Origin of the sequence: Streptomyces klenkii (assembly GCF_003626645.1) — a bacterium.
GTDB classification, from domain to species: domain Bacteria; phylum Actinomycetota; class Actinomycetes; order Streptomycetales; family Streptomycetaceae; genus Streptomyces; species Streptomyces klenkii.
This window is the reverse complement of the sequence record NZ_RBAM01000004.1, coordinates 232,496-247,858: the sequence shown is the minus strand read 5'-3', so window position 1 is coordinate 247,858 and position 15,363 is coordinate 232,496. Positions and strand designations below refer to the sequence as shown.

Below are 15,363 nucleotides of genomic sequence, written 5' to 3'. Positions count from 1 at the left end.
GGGACTGACGGGGCGCCCCCAGTGACTGAGAGAGCGTGCCCTGTGGCTGACCTGCCTGCCGATCTTGCCGCAGTGTGGCCGCGCGTGCTCGACCAGCTCCTGGGCGAGGGCCGGGACAAGCGCGGCCAGGGCGTCGAGACCAAGGACGAGCACTGGATCAAGCGGTGCCAGCCGCTGGCCCTCGTCGCGGACACCGCCCTGCTGGCCGTGCCCAACGAATTCGCCAAGGGCGTGCTCGAGGGCCGGCTCGCGCCGCTCGTCAGCGAGGCGCTCAGCCGCGAGTGCGGCCGCCCCATCCGGATCGCGATCACCGTGGACGACTCCGCGGGCGAGCCCGCCGAGCGCCCCCAGGCCCCGCAGCAGTCCCGCTACGAGGAGCCCGCGGGCCGCGGCGGCGACGGCCGGGGCCGCGACGCCTACGAGTCCCGGGACGGCTATGAGAGCTTCGACAACGGCGCCTACGAGGGCCGCGAGAGCTACGGCCGCCAGGCCCCGGCCGACGACCTGCCGTCCGTGCGCCCCGCCTACCCGGACTACCAGCAGCAGCGCCCCGAGCCCGGCGCCTGGCCGCGCCACTCGGCCCCCTCGGTGCCGCCCCCCGGTGACAGGGGCGACAGGAACGACTACGGCTGGCAGCAGCAGCGACTCGGCGGCTTCGCCGAGGGCGAACGCGATCCGTACGCCTCGCAGCACTCCGGCGGCGGCTACGAACCGCAGGGTTCCGACTACCGGACGCAGCCGTCCGAGCGCATGCCGTACGAGCAGCAGCGCCACGACATGCCCGGCCGTGACATGCAGGGCCGCGAGATCCCCGGCCGGGACCGGCCGGAGAGCGGCCCGCGCGGCGGCGACCGGTCCGACCGTCCCGTCTCCGGCGGCGCCCCCGGCCCGCTCGCGGCGAAGCCGTCCCCGGCCCCCGGCCCCGGCGAGCCGACCGCCCGCCTGAACCCGAAGTACCTCTTCGACACGTTCGTGATCGGCGCGTCCAACCGCTTCGCGCACGCCGCCGCCGTCGCGGTGGCCGAGGCGCCGGCGAAGGCGTACAACCCCCTCTTCATCTACGGCGAGTCGGGCCTGGGGAAGACCCACCTGCTGCACGCCATCGGGCACTACGCGCGCAGCCTCTACCCGGGCACCCGCGTGCGCTACGTGAGCTCCGAGGAGTTCACCAACGAGTTCATCAACTCCATCCGCGACGGCAAGGCGGACGCGTTCCGCAAGCGCTACCGCGACATGGACATCCTCCTGGTCGACGACATCCAGTTCCTGGCGAGCAAGGAGTCGACGCAGGAGGAGTTCTTCCACACCTTCAACACCCTCCACAACGCGAACAAGCAGATCGTGCTGTCCTCGGACCGGCCGCCCAAGCAGCTGGTGACGCTGGAGGACCGGCTGCGCAACCGCTTCGAGTGGGGCCTCATCACGGACGTCCAGCCGCCCGAGCTGGAGACCCGCATCGCGATCCTGCGCAAGAAGGCCGTGCAGGAGCAGCTGAACGCCCCGCCGGAGGTCCTGGAGTTCATCGCCTCCCGCATCTCGCGCAACATCCGCGAGCTGGAGGGCGCGCTGATCCGGGTGACGGCCTTCGCGAGCCTGAACCGGCAGCCCGTCGACCTGGGCCTGACCGAGATCGTCCTCAAGGACCTGATCCCGGGCGGCGAGGACGCCTCGCCGGAGATCACGGCGCCGGCCATCATGGCCGCGACCGCCGACTACTTCGGGCACACCGTCGAGGACCTGTGCGGGGCCTCGCGCAGCCGCGTGCTGGTGACGGCCCGGCAGATCGCCATGTACCTGTGCCGCGAGCTCACGGACCTGTCGCTGCCGAAGATCGGTGCGCAGTTCGGCGGGCGGGACCACACGACCGTCATGCACGCGGACCGGAAGATCCGCGCGCTGATGGCCGAACGGCGCTCCATCTACAACCAGGTGACCGAGCTGACCAACCGCATCAAGAACGGCTGAGGACACCGCACAGGACGTCCGAGGGCGCTCCGGGAGGCTTCCCGGAGCGCCCTTTTCGCGGTCTTGGGGACGTCGCAGGCACCTCACAGGGACGTCTCAAGGCGCCTCACAGAGGCGCCGGAAGGCGCCGCGGAGGCATCGGCGGGCCATCAACCGGGCGTCCCGAGGGCCTCCGGTGTCCACAGCCGCGCACAGCTCTGTTCGAATACGTGCGCCGGACCCGGGGTTCTCCACAGTTTCCTTGCCGACCGGCTGTCCACACCCTGTGGGCTGCGAAGTTGTCCATACGCCGTCCACAGCGCAGGCTGTTGATAGCCCATCAGGCGAGGTCAAGGGCGTGTGGATTTGTGGCTGACGGTCTTCCACAGCCTGTGGACAGATTAATCACCCACAAGGACCCCTCGGCGTTGTCCACCGGCCGCCCACAGGAGAGTGGATGTTGTACACAGTCTTTCCACACCTCTGTCCACTGTTCGGCAACGAAACGCCCGACCTCACCGCACCGAGTGAAAGGCGTCACACCAAGGTGCCGGATTGGGCTGTGGGGAACCTGGGTAAAACTGGGGACAGCCCTGGGGAGAAGTGCGCCCCGCCTGTGCACCGGTTGTGCAGAACTTTCCGCGGTCCACAGCGCACCCCGCTTATCCACTGCCCCCGCCCACAGGCCCGGTGGACAAAAAAGCGGCGTTGACCTGGGCAAAGAGGGTTTTCCACCGTTTCCACAGGCCCTACTACTACGACCACAGAGATCTAGCGGGGAACTCGTTTCGAAGTGGGTCCTGTGCACAACTCGGCCGCGGGCCTCGCCACGCCCTCCGACCCGACTTGACCCCGAGACGCACCAGCTGTCAGCGGCGTACGTCAGACTGGTCTCCGGCAAGCAGCCGACGAAGAAGCCAGCAGGGCGAGCCAGCAACAAGCAGGAGGCGGTTCCGGTGAAGATCCGGGTGGAGCGCGATGTACTCGCGGAGGCAGTGGCCTGGGCGGCCCGCAGCCTCCCGGCCCGTCCGCCGGTGCCCGTCCTCGCGGGCCTGCTGCTGAAGGCCGAGGACGGCTCCCTGAGCCTGTCCGGCTTCGACTACGAGGTCTCCGCCCGCGTCTCGGTCGACGCCGATGTGGAGGAGGACGGCACCGTCCTCGTCTCCGGCCGCCTCCTCGCCGACATCTGCCGCGCACTTCCCAACAGGCCTGTGGAAATCTCCACCGATGGTGTGCGCGTCACCGTGGTCTGCGGCTCTTCGCGATTCACACTCCACACCCTGCCTGTGGAGGAGTACCCGGCGCTGCCGCAGATGCCCACCGCCACGGGCACCGTCCCCGCCGAGGTCTTCGCCGCCGCCGCCGCGCAGGTCGCCATCGCCGCCGGCCGTGACGACACGCTGCCGGTGCTCACCGGTGTCCGCATCGAGATCGAGGGCGACACCGTCACCCTGGCCTCCACCGACCGCTACCGCTTCGCGGTCCGCGAGTTCATGTGGAAGCCCGAGACCCCGGACATCTCCGCGGTCGCCCTGGTCCCCGCCAAGACCCTGCTGGACACCGCCAAGTCCCTCAGCGGCGGCGACTCCGTCTCGATCGCCCTGTCCGGCTCCGGTGCGGGCGAGGGCCTGATCGGCTTCGAGGGCGCCGGCCGCCGCACCACCACGCGGCTGCTCGAGGGCGACCTGCCGAAGTACCGCACGCTCTTCCCCACCGAGTTCAACTCGGTCGCCGTCATCGAGACCGCGCCGTTCGTCGAGGCCGTCAAGCGCGTGGCGCTGGTTGCCGAGCGGAACACCCCGGTGCGGCTGAGCTTCGAGCAGGGCGTGCTGATCCTGGAGGCCGGCTCCAGCGACGATGCACAGGCTGTGGAGCGCGTCGACGCCCAGCTCGACGGCGACGACATCTCGATCGCGTTCAACCCCGGCTTCCTGCTGGAGGGCCTGTCGGCGATCGACTCCCCGGTCGCGCAGCTGTCCTTCACGACGTCGACGAAGCCGGCGCTGCTGAGCGGCAAGCCCGCCGTCGACGCCGAGGCGGACGACGCGTACAAGTACCTGATCATGCCGGTTCGCCTGTCCGGCTGACGCAGCTGACGGGATCGGCCGCGGCGGGGGCACACAGCCTTTTGAGCGCCCCCGCCCCACAGGTGTGCAGCGCCTGCCCGGCGTAGGCTCGGACCCAGGTACGAACCCACTCAAGGCATAGAGGATCACCCATGGAGCTCGGTCTCGTCGGTCTCGGCAAGATGGGCGGCAACATGCGCGAGCGCATCCGCCGCGCAGGTCACACCGTCATCGGATACGACCGCAACCCTGACCTCGCGGATGTCAGCAGCCTCAAGGACCTGGTCGGCTCCCTCCAGGGCCCGCGCGTCGTGTGGGTCATGGTTCCGGCCGGTGCCGCCACCCAGTCCACCATCGACGAGCTCGGCGAGCTGCTCTCCCCGGGCGACATCGTCGTCGACGGCGGCAACTCCCGCTGGACCGATGACGAGAAGCACGCCGAGGAGCTGGGCCACAAGGGCATCGGCTTCGTGGACTGCGGCGTCTCAGGCGGCGTCTGGGGCCTGGAGAACGGCTACGCCCTGATGTACGGCGGCGACGCGGCGAACGTCGCGCGCGTGCAGCCGATCTTCGACGCGCTCAAGCCCGAGGGTGACTTCGGCGCGGTGCACGCGGGCAAGGTCGGTGCCGGCCACTTCGCCAAGATGGTCCACAACGGCATCGAGTACGCCATGATGCAGGCCTTCGCCGAGGGCTGGGAGCTGCTGGAGAAGGTCGACTCCGTCACCGACGTGCGCGAGGTCTTCCGCTCCTGGCAGGAGGGCACGGTCATCCGCTCCTGGCTGCTCGACCTGGCCGTCAACGCCCTGGACGACGACGAGCACCTCGACAAGCTGCGCGGTTACGCCGCCGACTCCGGCGAGGGCCGCTGGACGGTCGAGGCCGCGATCGACAACGCCGTGCCGCTGCCCGCGATCACCGCGTCGCTCTTCGCGCGCTTCGCCTCCCGTCAGGACGACTCGCCGCAGATGAAGATGATCGCCGCGCTGCGCAACCAGTTCGGCGGCCACGCCGTCGAGAGCAAGTAGTAACAGGCACCACAGCAGTAACTGCATCACCAGCAGGACGAGTAGTACACAGCGGAAGAGGTCGGCGCACCATGCATGTCACGCATCTGTCGCTGGCCGACTTCCGCTCGTACGCCCGGGCCGAGGTCTCCCTCGACCCGGGCGTCACGGCGTTCGTGGGCCCGAACGGCCAGGGCAAGACCAATCTCGTCGAGGCGGTCGGCTATCTGGCCACCCTCGGCAGCCACCGGGTCTCCTCCGACGCCCCGCTGGTCCGGATGGGCGCCGAGCGCGCCGTCATACGGGCCGCGGTGGTCCAGGACGAGCGGCAGCAGCTGATCGAGCTGGAGCTCAACCCGGGCCGCGCCAACCGGGCCCGGATCAATAGATCGTCCCAGGTCAGACCGCGCGACGTGCTCGGCATCGTGCGCACCGTGCTGTTCGCCCCCGAGGACCTCGCCCTGGTCAAGGGCGACCCCGGCGAGCGCCGCCGCTTCCTGGACGAGCTGATCACCGCGCGCACCCCGCGCATGGCGGGCGTCCGCTCCGACTACGAGCGGGTCCTCAAGCAGCGCAACACCCTCCTCAAGAGCGCGGCCATGGCGCGCCGCCACGGCGGTCGCGGCCTGGATCTGTCCACGCTCGACATCTGGGACCAGCACCTGGCCCGCGCCGGCGCCGAGCTGCTGGCCCAGCGGCTCGACCTGATCGCGACCCTGCGCCCGCTCGCCGACAAGGCCTACGAGCAGCTGGCGCCCGGCGGCGGCCCGGTCGCCTTCGACTACCGCGGCCCGGCCGGCATCGAGGGCGCCCACACCCGTGAGGAGCTGTACGAGGCGCTGCTCGCGGCGCTCGCCGAGGCCCGCAAGCAGGAGATCGAGCGGGGCGTGACGCTGGTCGGCCCGCACCGCGACGACCTCCTCCTGCGGCTCGGCCAGCTGCCGGCCAAGGGGTACGCGAGCCACGGCGAGTCCTGGTCGTACGCGCTGGCGCTGCGCCTGGCCTCGTACGAGCTGCTGCGCTCCGAGGGCAACGAGCCGGTGCTCGTCCTGGACGACGTCTTCGCCGAGCTGGACGCCCGGCGCCGGGAGCGGCTGGCGGAGCTGGTGGCCCACGGCGAGCAGGTGCTGGTCACCGCCGCGGTCGACGACGACGTGCCGGAGGTCCTCACCGGCGCCCGGTACGCGGTCTCGGACGGCAAGGTCGAGCGCGTATGAGCACGCACCCCGGCTCGTCCTCCGAGCACCCGAAGCCGCCCGAGTCCTCCGGCGTGGACCTGGCGCGGGTCGCGCTGCGCGCGGCCAAGGAGCAGGCGCGGGCGCGGGGCGCTGCGGCCCAGCAGAAGAAGCAGGTGCGCCGCGGCGGTGGGCTGCGCTCCGGGGCGCGCGCCGACGGCCGCGACCCGCTGCCGCTGGGCGCCGCCATCAACCGGCTGATCACCGAGCGGGGCTGGGAGAAGCCCGCGGCGGTGGGCGGGGTGATGGGCCGCTGGCCGCAGATCGTGGGCGACGCGCTGGCCCTGCACTGCACCCCGCAGACCTTCGACGAGGACTCGCACGTCCTGACGGTGCAGTGCGACTCGACGGCGTGGGCGACGCAGCTGCGCCTGCTGGCGCCGCAGCTGGTGGCCCGGCTCAACGACGACCTCGGGCAGGGCACCGTACGGACGATCAAGGTGCTGGGCCCGGGCGGCCCCGCCCGCCGCTACGGCTCGCTGCGCGCCCCCGGCAGCACGGGCCCGGGCGACACGTACGGCTGAGAAGGCTGACACGGAAGAGACGGCTGGCAGCGGGGCCGACGGCGGAAGCGAAAGCGGCCACGGAGGCCGGTGATGCCACGGGTTGACCGGCGTGGCGCGTGAGCCGGCGCTGAGACCCCGCTCACGGTAGCGGGCGGTTGACAGCCCGAAGCGCTGAGTGCCGCTGTGAGCCTCTCGGAGCCCGGGGGCGCATATAGGGAGTCGGCTGATGCCGGTTCAGGGCGGCACGTGCAGGCTCAGGCACCGCCAAACCCCCATTCATGTCAGCGCTACCGGTAGACTGGTGGCAATCCCGCCGGCTCGCGGGACTCGTCGACCAACGCAGAACGACGCAGCCGCTCCTGCCTGCCTCGGGTGGGGTCTCCCCGCCGCAGTCGGGGATGGCCTGTGCTGTGCCAGAAAGGGCGCTTCGTGGCCGATTCCGGCAACCCCAACGAGAACACCACCCCTTCCAACGAGACGGCCGAGGCCGCACCCGCGGGCGCGCCCGAAGCGGTGTCCTACGACGCCAGCGCGATCACCGTCCTGGAGGGTCTGGACGCCGTCCGCAAGCGGCCCGGCATGTACATCGGCTCGACCGGTGAGCGCGGCCTGCACCACCTCGTCTACGAGGTCGTGGACAACTCCGTCGACGAGGCCCTCGCGGGCCACGCGGACACCATCGACGTCACGATCCTCTCCGACGGCGGCGTGCGCGTCGTGGACAACGGCCGTGGCATCCCGGTCGGCATCGTGCCCTCCGAGGGCAAGCCCGCGGTCGAGGTCGTCCTGACCGTCCTGCACGCGGGCGGCAAGTTCGGCGGCGGCGGCTACGCCGTCTCCGGCGGTCTGCACGGCGTCGGCGTCTCGGTCGTCAACGCGCTGTCGACGCGCGTCGCGGTCGAGGTGAAGACCGACGGCTTCCGCTGGACCCAGGACTACAAGCTCGGCGTCCCGACCGCCCCGCTCCAGCAGAACGAGGCGACCGACGAGCACGGCACCTCGGTCACCTTCTGGGCCGACGGCGACATCTTCGAGACCACCGAGTACTCCTTCGAGACGCTCTCGCGGCGCTTCCAGGAGATGGCGTTCCTCAACAAGGGCCTCACCATCTCGCTGACGGACGAGCGCCCGGCCCACGTGGACGAGGAGGGCAAGCCCCTCACCGTCCGCTACCACTACGAGGGCGGCATCTCCGACTTCGTCCGCTACCTCAACTCGCGCAAGGGCGAGGTCATTCACCCCACGGTGATCGACTTCGAGGCCGAGGACAAGGAGCGGATGCTCTCCCTCGAGGTCGCGATGCAGTGGAACACCCAGTACACCGAGGGTGTCTACAGCTTCGCGAACACCATCCACACCCACGAGGGCGGTACGCACGAGGAAGGCTTCCGCGCGGCGCTCACCGGTCTGATCAACCGCTATGCGCGCGACAAGAAGCTGCTCCGCGAGAAGGACGACAACCTCACGGGCGACGACATCCGCGAGGGTCTGACGGCGATCATCTCCGTCAAGCTGGGCGAGCCGCAGTTCGAGGGCCAGACCAAGACCAAGCTGGGCAACACCGAGGCCAAGACCTTCGTGCAGAAGGTCGTCCACGAGCAGCTGACGGACTGGCTGGACCGCAACCCCAACGAGGCCGCGGACATCATCCGCAAGTCCATCCAGGCCGCCACCGCGCGCGTCGCGGCCCGCAAGGCCCGTGACCTCACGCGCCGCAAGGGCCTGCTGGAGACGGCGTCGCTGCCGGGCAAGCTCTCGGACTGCCAGTCGAACGAGCCGGCCAAGTGCGAGATCTTCATCGTCGAGGGTGACTCCGCCGGCGGCTCGGCCAAGTCCGGCCGCAACCCGCAGTACCAGGCGATCCTCCCGATCCGCGGCAAGATCCTCAACGTCGAGAAGGCCCGGATCGACAAGATCCTCCAGAACCAGGAGATCCAGGCGCTGATCTCCGCCTTCGGCACCGGCGTGCACGAGGACTTCGACATCGCGAAGCTCCGCTATCACAAGATCATCCTGATGGCGGACGCCGACGTCGACGGTCAGCACATCAACACCCTGCTGCTCACCTTCCTCTTCCGCTTTATGCGCCCCCTGGTCGAGGCCGGTCACGTCTACCTCTCCCGTCCCCCGCTCTACAAGATCAAGTGGGGCCGGGACGACTTCGAGTACGCGTACTCCGACCGCGAGCGCGACGCCCTGATCCAGCTCGGCCGCGAAAACGGCAAGCGGATCAAGGACGACTCGGTCCAGCGCTTCAAGGGTCTCGGTGAGATGAACGCCGAGGAGCTGCGCGTGACCACCATGGACGTCGACCACCGCGTCCTGGGCCAGGTCACCCTGGACGACGCCGCGCAGGCGGACGACCTGTTCTCGGTGCTCATGGGCGAGGACGTCGAGGCCCGGCGCTCCTTCATCCAGCGCAACGCCAAGGACGTCCGCTTCCTCGATATCTGAGCCTGTCGGCCCACCCCGAGACAGCCGCAGCGCGAAAGGACTTTGAACACCCATGGCCGACGAAACCCCTGAGACCCCCACCGCCCCCGTGCCCGAGGTGACCCCCGAGGGCGCGCCCGCCCCGCTGGAGGGCGTGGGCATGCGCGTCGAGCCCGTCGGGCTCGAGACGGAGATGCAGCGCTCCTACCTCGACTACGCGATGAGCGTGATCGTCTCGCGTGCGCTGCCCGACGTGCGCGACGGCCTCAAGCCGGTGCACCGCCGCGTGCTCTACGCGATGTACGACGGCGGCTACCGGCCCGAGAAGGGCTTCTACAAGTGCGCCCGCGTCGTCGGTGACGTGATGGGTACGTACCACCCGCACGGTGACGCCTCCATCTACGACGCCCTGGTCCGCCTCGCCCAGCCCTGGGCCATGCGGATGCCGCTGGTGGACTCCAACGGCAACTTCGGTTCCCCGGGCAACGACCCGGCCGCCGCCATGCGGTACACCGAGTGCAAGATGGCGCCGCTGTCCATGGAGATGGTCCGGGACATCGACGAGGAGACCGTCGACTTCCAGGACAACTACGACGGCCGCAACCAGGAGCCGACGGTCCTGCCGTCGCGCATCCCCAACCTGCTGGTCAACGGCTCCGCCGGCATCGCGGTCGGCATGGCCACCAACATCCCGCCGCACAACCTCCGCGAGGTCGCCGAGGGCGCCCAGTGGTTCCTGGCGAACCCGGAGGCGAGCTCCGAGGAGCTGCTCGACGCGCTCATCGAGCGCATCAAGGGCCCCGACTTCCCGACCGGCGCCCTCGTGGTGGGCCGCAAGGGCATCGAGGAGGCCTACCGCACGGGCCGCGGCTCGATCACCATGCGCGCCGTGGTCGAGGTCGAGGAGATCCAGAACCGCCAGTGCCTGGTGGTCACCGAGCTCCCGTACCAGACCAACCCGGACAACCTCGCGCAGAAGATCGCCGACCTGGTGAAGGACGGCAGGATCGGCGGCATCGCCGACGTACGCGACGAGACCTCGTCCCGTACGGGCCAGCGCCTGGTGATCGTCCTCAAGCGGGACGCGGTCGCCAAGGTCGTCCTCAACAACCTCTACAAGCACACCGACCTCCAGACCAACTTCGGCGCCAACATGCTGGCCCTGGTCGACGGCGTGCCGCGCACCCTCTCCCTGGACGCCTTCATCCGCAACTGGGTGACGCACCAGATCGAGGTCATCGTCCGGCGCACCCGCTTCCGGCTGCGCAAGGCCGAGGAGCGCGCCCACATCCTGCGCGGTCTGCTCAAGGCCCTGGACGCCATCGACGAGGTCATCGCGCTCATCCGGCGCAGCGACACCGTCGACGTGGCCCGCGAGGGCCTGATGGGTCTGCTCCAGATCGACGAGATCCAGGCCAACGCGATCCTGGAGATGCAGCTGCGCCGGCTGGCCGCCCTGGAGCGCCAGAAGATCGTGGCGGAGCACGACGAGCTCCAGGCGAAGATCAACGAGTACAACGCGATCCTCGCCTCGCCCGAGCGCCAGCGTCAGATCATCAGCGAGGAACTCACGGCGATCGTCGAGAAGTTCGGCGAGGACCGGCGCTCGGCGCTGGTGCCCTTCGACGGCGACATGTCCATCGAGGACCTGATCGCCGAGGAGGACATCGTCGTCACGATCACCCGTGGCGGCTACGTCAAGCGCACGAAGACCGACGACTACCGCTCGCAGAAGCGCGGCGGCAAGGGCGTGCGGGGCACGAAGCTCAAGGAAGACGACATCGTCGACCACTTCTTCGTCTCCACCACCCACCACTGGCTGCTGTTCTTCACGAACAAGGGCCGCGTCTACCGCGCCAAGGCCTACGAGCTGCCGGACGCCGGGCGCGACGCCCGCGGCCAGCACGTGGCCAACCTGCTGGCCTTCCAGCCGGACGAGAAGATCGCCCAGATCCTCGCCGTCCGCGACTACGACGTCGCGCCGTACCTGGTGCTCGCCACCAAGTCCGGTCTGGTGAAGAAGACCTCGCTCAAGGACTACGACTCCCCGCGCTCCGGCGGCGTCATCGCCATCAACCTGCGCGAGACCGAGAGCGGTGCCGAGGACGAGCTGATCGGTGCCGAGCTGGTCTCCGCCGCGGACGACCTGCTGCTGATCAGCAAGAAGGCGCAGTCCATCCGGTTCACCGCTACGGATGAAGCCCTCCGCCCGATGGGCCGGGCCACCTCCGGCGTCAAGGGCATGAGCTTCCGCGAGGGCGACGAGCTGCTCTCCATGAGCGTCGTGCGCCCGGGGACGTTCGTCTTCACGGCGACCGACGGCGGCTACGCGAAGCGGTCGAACGTGGACGAGTACCGCGTTCAGGGCCGCGGCGGCCTCGGTATCAAGGCGGCCAAGATCGTGGAGGATCGTGGCTCGCTGGTCGGTGCGCTGGTGGTCGAGGAGACCGACGAGATCCTTGCCATTACGCTCGGCGGCGGCGTGATCCGCACACGGGTCAGCGAGGTCAGGGAGACGGGCCGTGACACCATGGGCGTCCAGCTGATCAACTTGGGCAAGCGCGATGCCGTTGTGGGCATCGCACGGAACGCCGAGGCCGGTCGCGAGGCTGAAGAGGTCGAGGAGTTGGCCGATGCAGCCGAGGGCGACGGGGCCCAGGGTGCCGAGGGCGCATCCGCCCCGGCAGGAAACACCGAGGAGTAAGTCGTGAGTCGAGCCACGGGCGCCGCGGCAAGCGGTGCAGGTGCCGAGCGCAGTACTTCCGCCGCACCTGCTACCGATGAGGCGGGCGCCCGTGGCTCCGCCGCGGACGCGGGCTCCCGAGGGGGGACGTTGACGGACTCCCGGAAGCCGGAGCCCAAGCCGGAGCCCTACCACCCGCCGCAGGCGTACGAGCCTCCGGCGGGTTCGGCGGGCGCGGCCGGTTCGGCCGGTTCGGCCGGCTCCGAGCCGGCGGAGACGTCCGGCAAGGGCGAGGCCGAGGCCGGGAGCACCGCCGGCGCCGGGAAGTCCGGCAAGGCGGCGAAGGCCGCGACCTCCAAGACTGAGCCTTCCGCCGAGGTGAAGGCGGCCGGGGCGGGGAAGGCTGCAAGCGTGGCTGACGAGACGGGGAACGGCAGCGGGAGCGGCAGCGCCGGGAGCAACGGGGGCAAGCCCGTTGCGAGCGGCCCGGCGAAGGGTTCGGCGAAGGCCTCCTCGGCCGATCCGCGGAACGCCGTCAAGGCGCCGCCCCGCATCCCCGGCCAGGACGGCCCCAAGGCCGCCGCGGGTGCCCTCAAGAAGGGTGCCGCGGGCAAGGGCTCCGGTGGCGCCCAGGCGCCCCGCCAGGAGCCTCAGAAGGCCGCCGGGGCGGGCGCTGCCGTGCCGCGCCCCGCGGCCCGCCAGGAGCCCGTGCAGGACGGCGGGGCCTCCGCTGCCGCGCCCCGCCCGGCAGGGCGCCCCGCGCCCCGTACGCGCACCGCACGGCTGCGGGTGGCCAAGGCCGACCCGTGGTCGGTGATGAAGGTCAGCTTCCTGCTGTCGATCGCGCTGGGCATCTGCACGATCGTCGCGGCGGCCGTGCTGTGGACGGTCATGGACGCCATGGGCGTCTTCTCGACCGTCGGCGGGACGATCAGCGACGCCACGACCTCCAGCGACGGCGGCGGCTTCGACCTCCAGTCGTTCCTGTCGCTTCCCCGGGTGCTGCTCTTCACCTCGGTCATCGCGGTGATCAACGTGGTCCTGGCGACCGCGCTGGCCACCCTGGGGGCCTTCGTCTACAACCTCTCGGCGGGCTTCGTGGGCGGCGTGGAGCTGACCCTCGCCGAGGACGAATAGCCGTGCGCAGGGGCCCGGCGGACCGGATTTTGGGACTGGGCCCCAAGTGCGCTAATCTTTCGGTGTCGCGCGGGGCTATAGCTCAGACGGTTAGAGCGCTTCCCTGATAAGGAAGAGGCCACAGGTTCAAGTCCTGTTAGCCCCACCGCACGATCGGCCCGGACGGAGATTTTCTCCGCCCGGGCCGATCTGTTTTCCCCAGGTGGGGAGTTGGGTCCGCGGCCGCCCGGCGGAAGCGGGCGCCGCACAGGTCACCGATCGGTATCGGCCGGTGTGTATCATCGGCCACCAGAGGTCCCCTTACGTCAAGGAAAGACGAGGTCGCGCGGTGAAGAAGCTCCTCCTGGTCGCACTGGCCGCCATCGGCGGGCTCCTCGTGTACCGCCAGATCCAGGCGGATCGCGCCGAGCAGGACCTGTGGACGGAGGCGACCGACTCCGTGCCCGCAGGTTCGGGTGTGTGAGACAAACGAGTCCTGAGCAGGGCCCCGGCCGACACGGCCGGGGCCCTGCTGTTTTCATACGCAAATGATTTATTTGCGGGAGCAACCTGGGTGGCAGGCTAGGCGGAGGTGAGCGCCCAGAAGCCGATTCCCAGGCAGATCAGCGCGACGATCAGCACGGGGACGGCCACCTTGGCGGGCGGGCCGGGCTGCCGTTCAGGAGCGGGGTTCCGTACGGGCTGGGGGGCCGTGTAGACGCGCGTGAACGGATGGGCCGGGGGAGCCGGATAGGCCGGAGGAGCCGGTGGGGCGGGCGGTTGCGGGGCTTGCAGGATTTGCGGGGCTTGCGGCCCCGGGTGCGGGGCTTGCGGCGCCGGGTGCGGCGGATAGGCCGGCAGGGGCGGCGGTACCGGCGCGGCAGGGTGCTGCGGGCCGTCCGGGCCGAACCCCGCGGGCAGCGGCCCGAGCTGGTCGAAGACCTCGATGGGCTCCTCGTCCGCGGCGGGGGCGCCCAGCATCTCCACGGCCGCCGCAAGGGCCTTGCGCGCGCCCGTGGCCGTACGGAAGCGCAGCCCCGGATCGGGTTGCAGGAGGCCCGCAATCACGTGCCAGAGGGGCTCGGGGACCTCTTCCGGAGCTCCGGGCGTGCCGTGCTCGGTGAAGCGCTCCACGAGCGCCTCGGCGTCGGGTTTGCGGCCGGTGAGGAGATACAGCGCGGTGAGGCCGACGGCGTAGAGGTCGGCGGGGAAATCGGGCTCGTCGCCCAGCATTTGCTCCGGCGCGAAATAACCGGGGGTGCCCATGACGTAGTTGGCGTCCGTGAGGCGGGGCTCCCCCTTCCGCATGGCGATGCCGAAGTCGGAGAGGCGGACGTGGGGCCGGCCGGTGCCGGTCGCTTCCAGGAGGACGTTCGCGGGCTTGATGTCCCGGTGGACCACGCCTTCGGCGTGCACCGCCGCGAGGCCGGACAGCAGCTGGTCCAGCAGGACGCACACGTAGGACGGCGGCAAGGGCCCGTAGTCGCCGATGAGATGGGCGAGGGAGCCGCCGCTCACCACGTCCATGGTGAACAGCACCTTGTCGTCGTCGGCGGCCCAGCTCATCGGCGCGACCACGTGCGGGTGGTCGATCCGTAAGCCCTGCTCGCGGACGAACCTCAGCAGGGTGTGGGCGTCGCTCTGCTGGAGGACCTTGGCCGCCACGTAGCGGCGCCGGCGCCGGTCCCAGGCACGCCAGACGGCCCCCACCCCGCCCCGGCCGATCGGGTCCACCAGCTCGTAGCGCCCGGCGAAGAGCTCACCCATCGCGTGCGCGCGGTCAGCTCTGGTGGGCCTCGTAGTGCGCGACCGCCTCGGCGGTCCGCCCCGCGCCGTACACCCGCAGGAACTCGGCGAGTTCGGGATGCGTGGGAGCCAGGCTCTGCGCGGCCTCGATGATGTCGCCCGCGCCGGCGACGGAGCGCAGCAGCGACTGGATCTCGCGGACCACCCGGCGCACGGTCGGCGCACCACTGCTGGCCGTCGTCTGCGTGGAGTTGAGGACGGAGCCGCCCGAGCTCTTCTTGACCTCCTCCATCCGGTCGGCCGCCTCGGCGGCGCTCACGGTGCCGTCGGCGACCTGGCGGGAGAGCTCCTGAAGCGCCTGGACTCGTTGGACGACCGCGGGGTTGCCGATCTTCGCGCGCTGGCCGCTCATCAGCTGGGAGAGCATGGGCGCCGACAGGCCGAGCACGGAGGCGAGCCGGGCCTGGTTGAGGCCGAGGTCGTCGATGAGCCGCCGGAAGAGCGCCCCCAGCGGCTCTCCGTACCAGCTACGCTGCAGCTCCCGCGCGCGGGCGGTGGCTTCCTGCTGTGCTGCGTCCATCTCGCTCTCCCCTTCGCTTCGCTTCAGCGAATCTTGCGGTGCATCCT

General features: G+C 70.4%; 11 protein-coding genes and 1 tRNA gene. 10 read left to right on the top strand and 2 right to left on the bottom strand.

Going from position 1 to position 15,363, the window contains the following annotated elements; genetic code table 11:
- The first annotated feature begins 42 nt into the window (after nucleotides 1-42).
- From dnaA to D7231_RS37430, 10 genes are all read left to right on the top strand, one after another.
- Nucleotides 43-1,965, top strand: a complete 1,923-nt coding sequence (gene dnaA / locus D7231_RS11195; protein WP_120754968.1) for a chromosomal replication initiator protein DnaA — start codon at nucleotides 43-45, stop codon at nucleotides 1,963-1,965.
- A 935-nt stretch (nucleotides 1,966-2,900) separates the two neighbouring features.
- A complete protein-coding gene (gene dnaN / locus D7231_RS11185; protein ID WP_120754966.1) occupies nucleotides 2,901-4,031 on the top strand; it encodes a DNA polymerase III subunit beta in 1,131 nt (376 codons plus the stop codon).
- 131 nt (nucleotides 4,032-4,162) lie between these two features.
- On the top strand, nucleotides 4,163-5,038 hold the full coding sequence (gene gnd / locus D7231_RS11180) for a phosphogluconate dehydrogenase (NAD(+)-dependent, decarboxylating) (protein WP_120754964.1): 876 nt from the start codon (nucleotides 4,163-4,165) through the stop codon (nucleotides 5,036-5,038).
- 71 nt (nucleotides 5,039-5,109) lie between these two features.
- Entirely contained in the window at nucleotides 5,110-6,234 is a 1,125-nt protein-coding gene (recF, locus tag D7231_RS11175) for a DNA replication/repair protein RecF (RefSeq protein WP_120754962.1), read from the top strand.
- A complete protein-coding gene (locus D7231_RS11170) occupies nucleotides 6,231-6,776 on the top strand; it encodes a DciA family protein (RefSeq protein WP_120754960.1) in 546 nt (181 codons plus the stop codon). Before recF ends, D7231_RS11170 begins: the two co-directional genes overlap by 4 nt.
- A gap of 387 nt (nucleotides 6,777-7,163) precedes the next feature.
- Complete coding sequence (gene gyrB, locus D7231_RS11165) at nucleotides 7,164-9,212, top strand: DNA topoisomerase (ATP-hydrolyzing) subunit B (protein ID WP_120754959.1); 2,049 nt, start codon at nucleotides 7,164-7,166, stop codon at nucleotides 9,210-9,212.
- A 52-nt stretch (nucleotides 9,213-9,264) separates the two neighbouring features.
- A complete protein-coding gene (gyrA, locus tag D7231_RS11160; RefSeq protein ID WP_120754957.1) occupies nucleotides 9,265-11,895 on the top strand; it encodes a DNA gyrase subunit A in 2,631 nt (876 codons plus the stop codon).
- A gap of 390 nt (nucleotides 11,896-12,285) precedes the next feature.
- Nucleotides 12,286-13,011 carry a DUF3566 domain-containing protein gene (locus D7231_RS11155; protein WP_120755574.1) on the top strand — a complete coding sequence of 242 codons (726 nt, stop codon included), beginning with the start codon at nucleotides 12,286-12,288 and terminating at the stop codon, nucleotides 13,009-13,011.
- 71 nt (nucleotides 13,012-13,082) lie between these two features.
- Nucleotides 13,083-13,156 (top strand) — tRNA-Ile (locus tag D7231_RS11150).
- 183 nt (nucleotides 13,157-13,339) lie between these two features.
- The gene (locus tag D7231_RS37430) at nucleotides 13,340-13,474 is read left to right on the top strand and encodes a DLW-39 family protein (RefSeq protein ID WP_003958712.1); all 135 of its coding nucleotides are present in this window, start codon (nucleotides 13,340-13,342) and stop codon (nucleotides 13,472-13,474) included.
- Nucleotides 13,475-13,572: 98 nt separating this feature from the next.
- Here D7231_RS37430 and D7231_RS11140 read toward each other — a convergent pair whose 3' ends face one another.
- Together D7231_RS11140 and D7231_RS11135 are read right to left on the bottom strand one after the other, a co-directional pair.
- Nucleotides 13,573-14,757, bottom strand: a complete 1,185-nt coding sequence (locus D7231_RS11140; protein WP_120754955.1) for a serine/threonine-protein kinase — start codon at nucleotides 14,755-14,757, stop codon at nucleotides 13,573-13,575.
- Between the two features lie 13 nt (nucleotides 14,758-14,770).
- The gene (locus tag D7231_RS11135; RefSeq protein WP_030366854.1) at nucleotides 14,771-15,316 is read right to left on the bottom strand and encodes a helix-turn-helix domain-containing protein; all 546 of its coding nucleotides are present in this window, start codon (nucleotides 15,314-15,316) and stop codon (nucleotides 14,771-14,773) included.
- Between the last annotated feature and the right edge of the window lie 47 nt (nucleotides 15,317-15,363).

Bases quoted from the DNA above. Each gene is read 5' to 3' on its own strand.
- D7231_RS11140 (WP_120754955.1), bottom strand. From the start codon at position 14,757: ATGGGTGAGCTCTTCGCCGGGCGCTACGAGCTGGTGGACCCGATCGGC.
- gyrA (WP_120754957.1), top strand. From the start codon at position 9,265: ATGGCCGACGAAACCCCTGAGACCCCCACCGCCCCCGTGCCCGAGGTG.
- recF (WP_120754962.1), top strand. From the start codon at position 5,110: ATGCATGTCACGCATCTGTCGCTGGCCGACTTCCGCTCGTACGCCCGG.
- D7231_RS11170 (WP_120754960.1), top strand. From the start codon at position 6,231: ATGAGCACGCACCCCGGCTCGTCCTCCGAGCACCCGAAGCCGCCCGAG.
- gnd (WP_120754964.1), top strand. From the start codon at position 4,163: ATGGAGCTCGGTCTCGTCGGTCTCGGCAAGATGGGCGGCAACATGCGC.
- D7231_RS11135 (WP_030366854.1), bottom strand. From the start codon at position 15,316: ATGGACGCAGCACAGCAGGAAGCCACCGCCCGCGCGCGGGAGCTGCAG.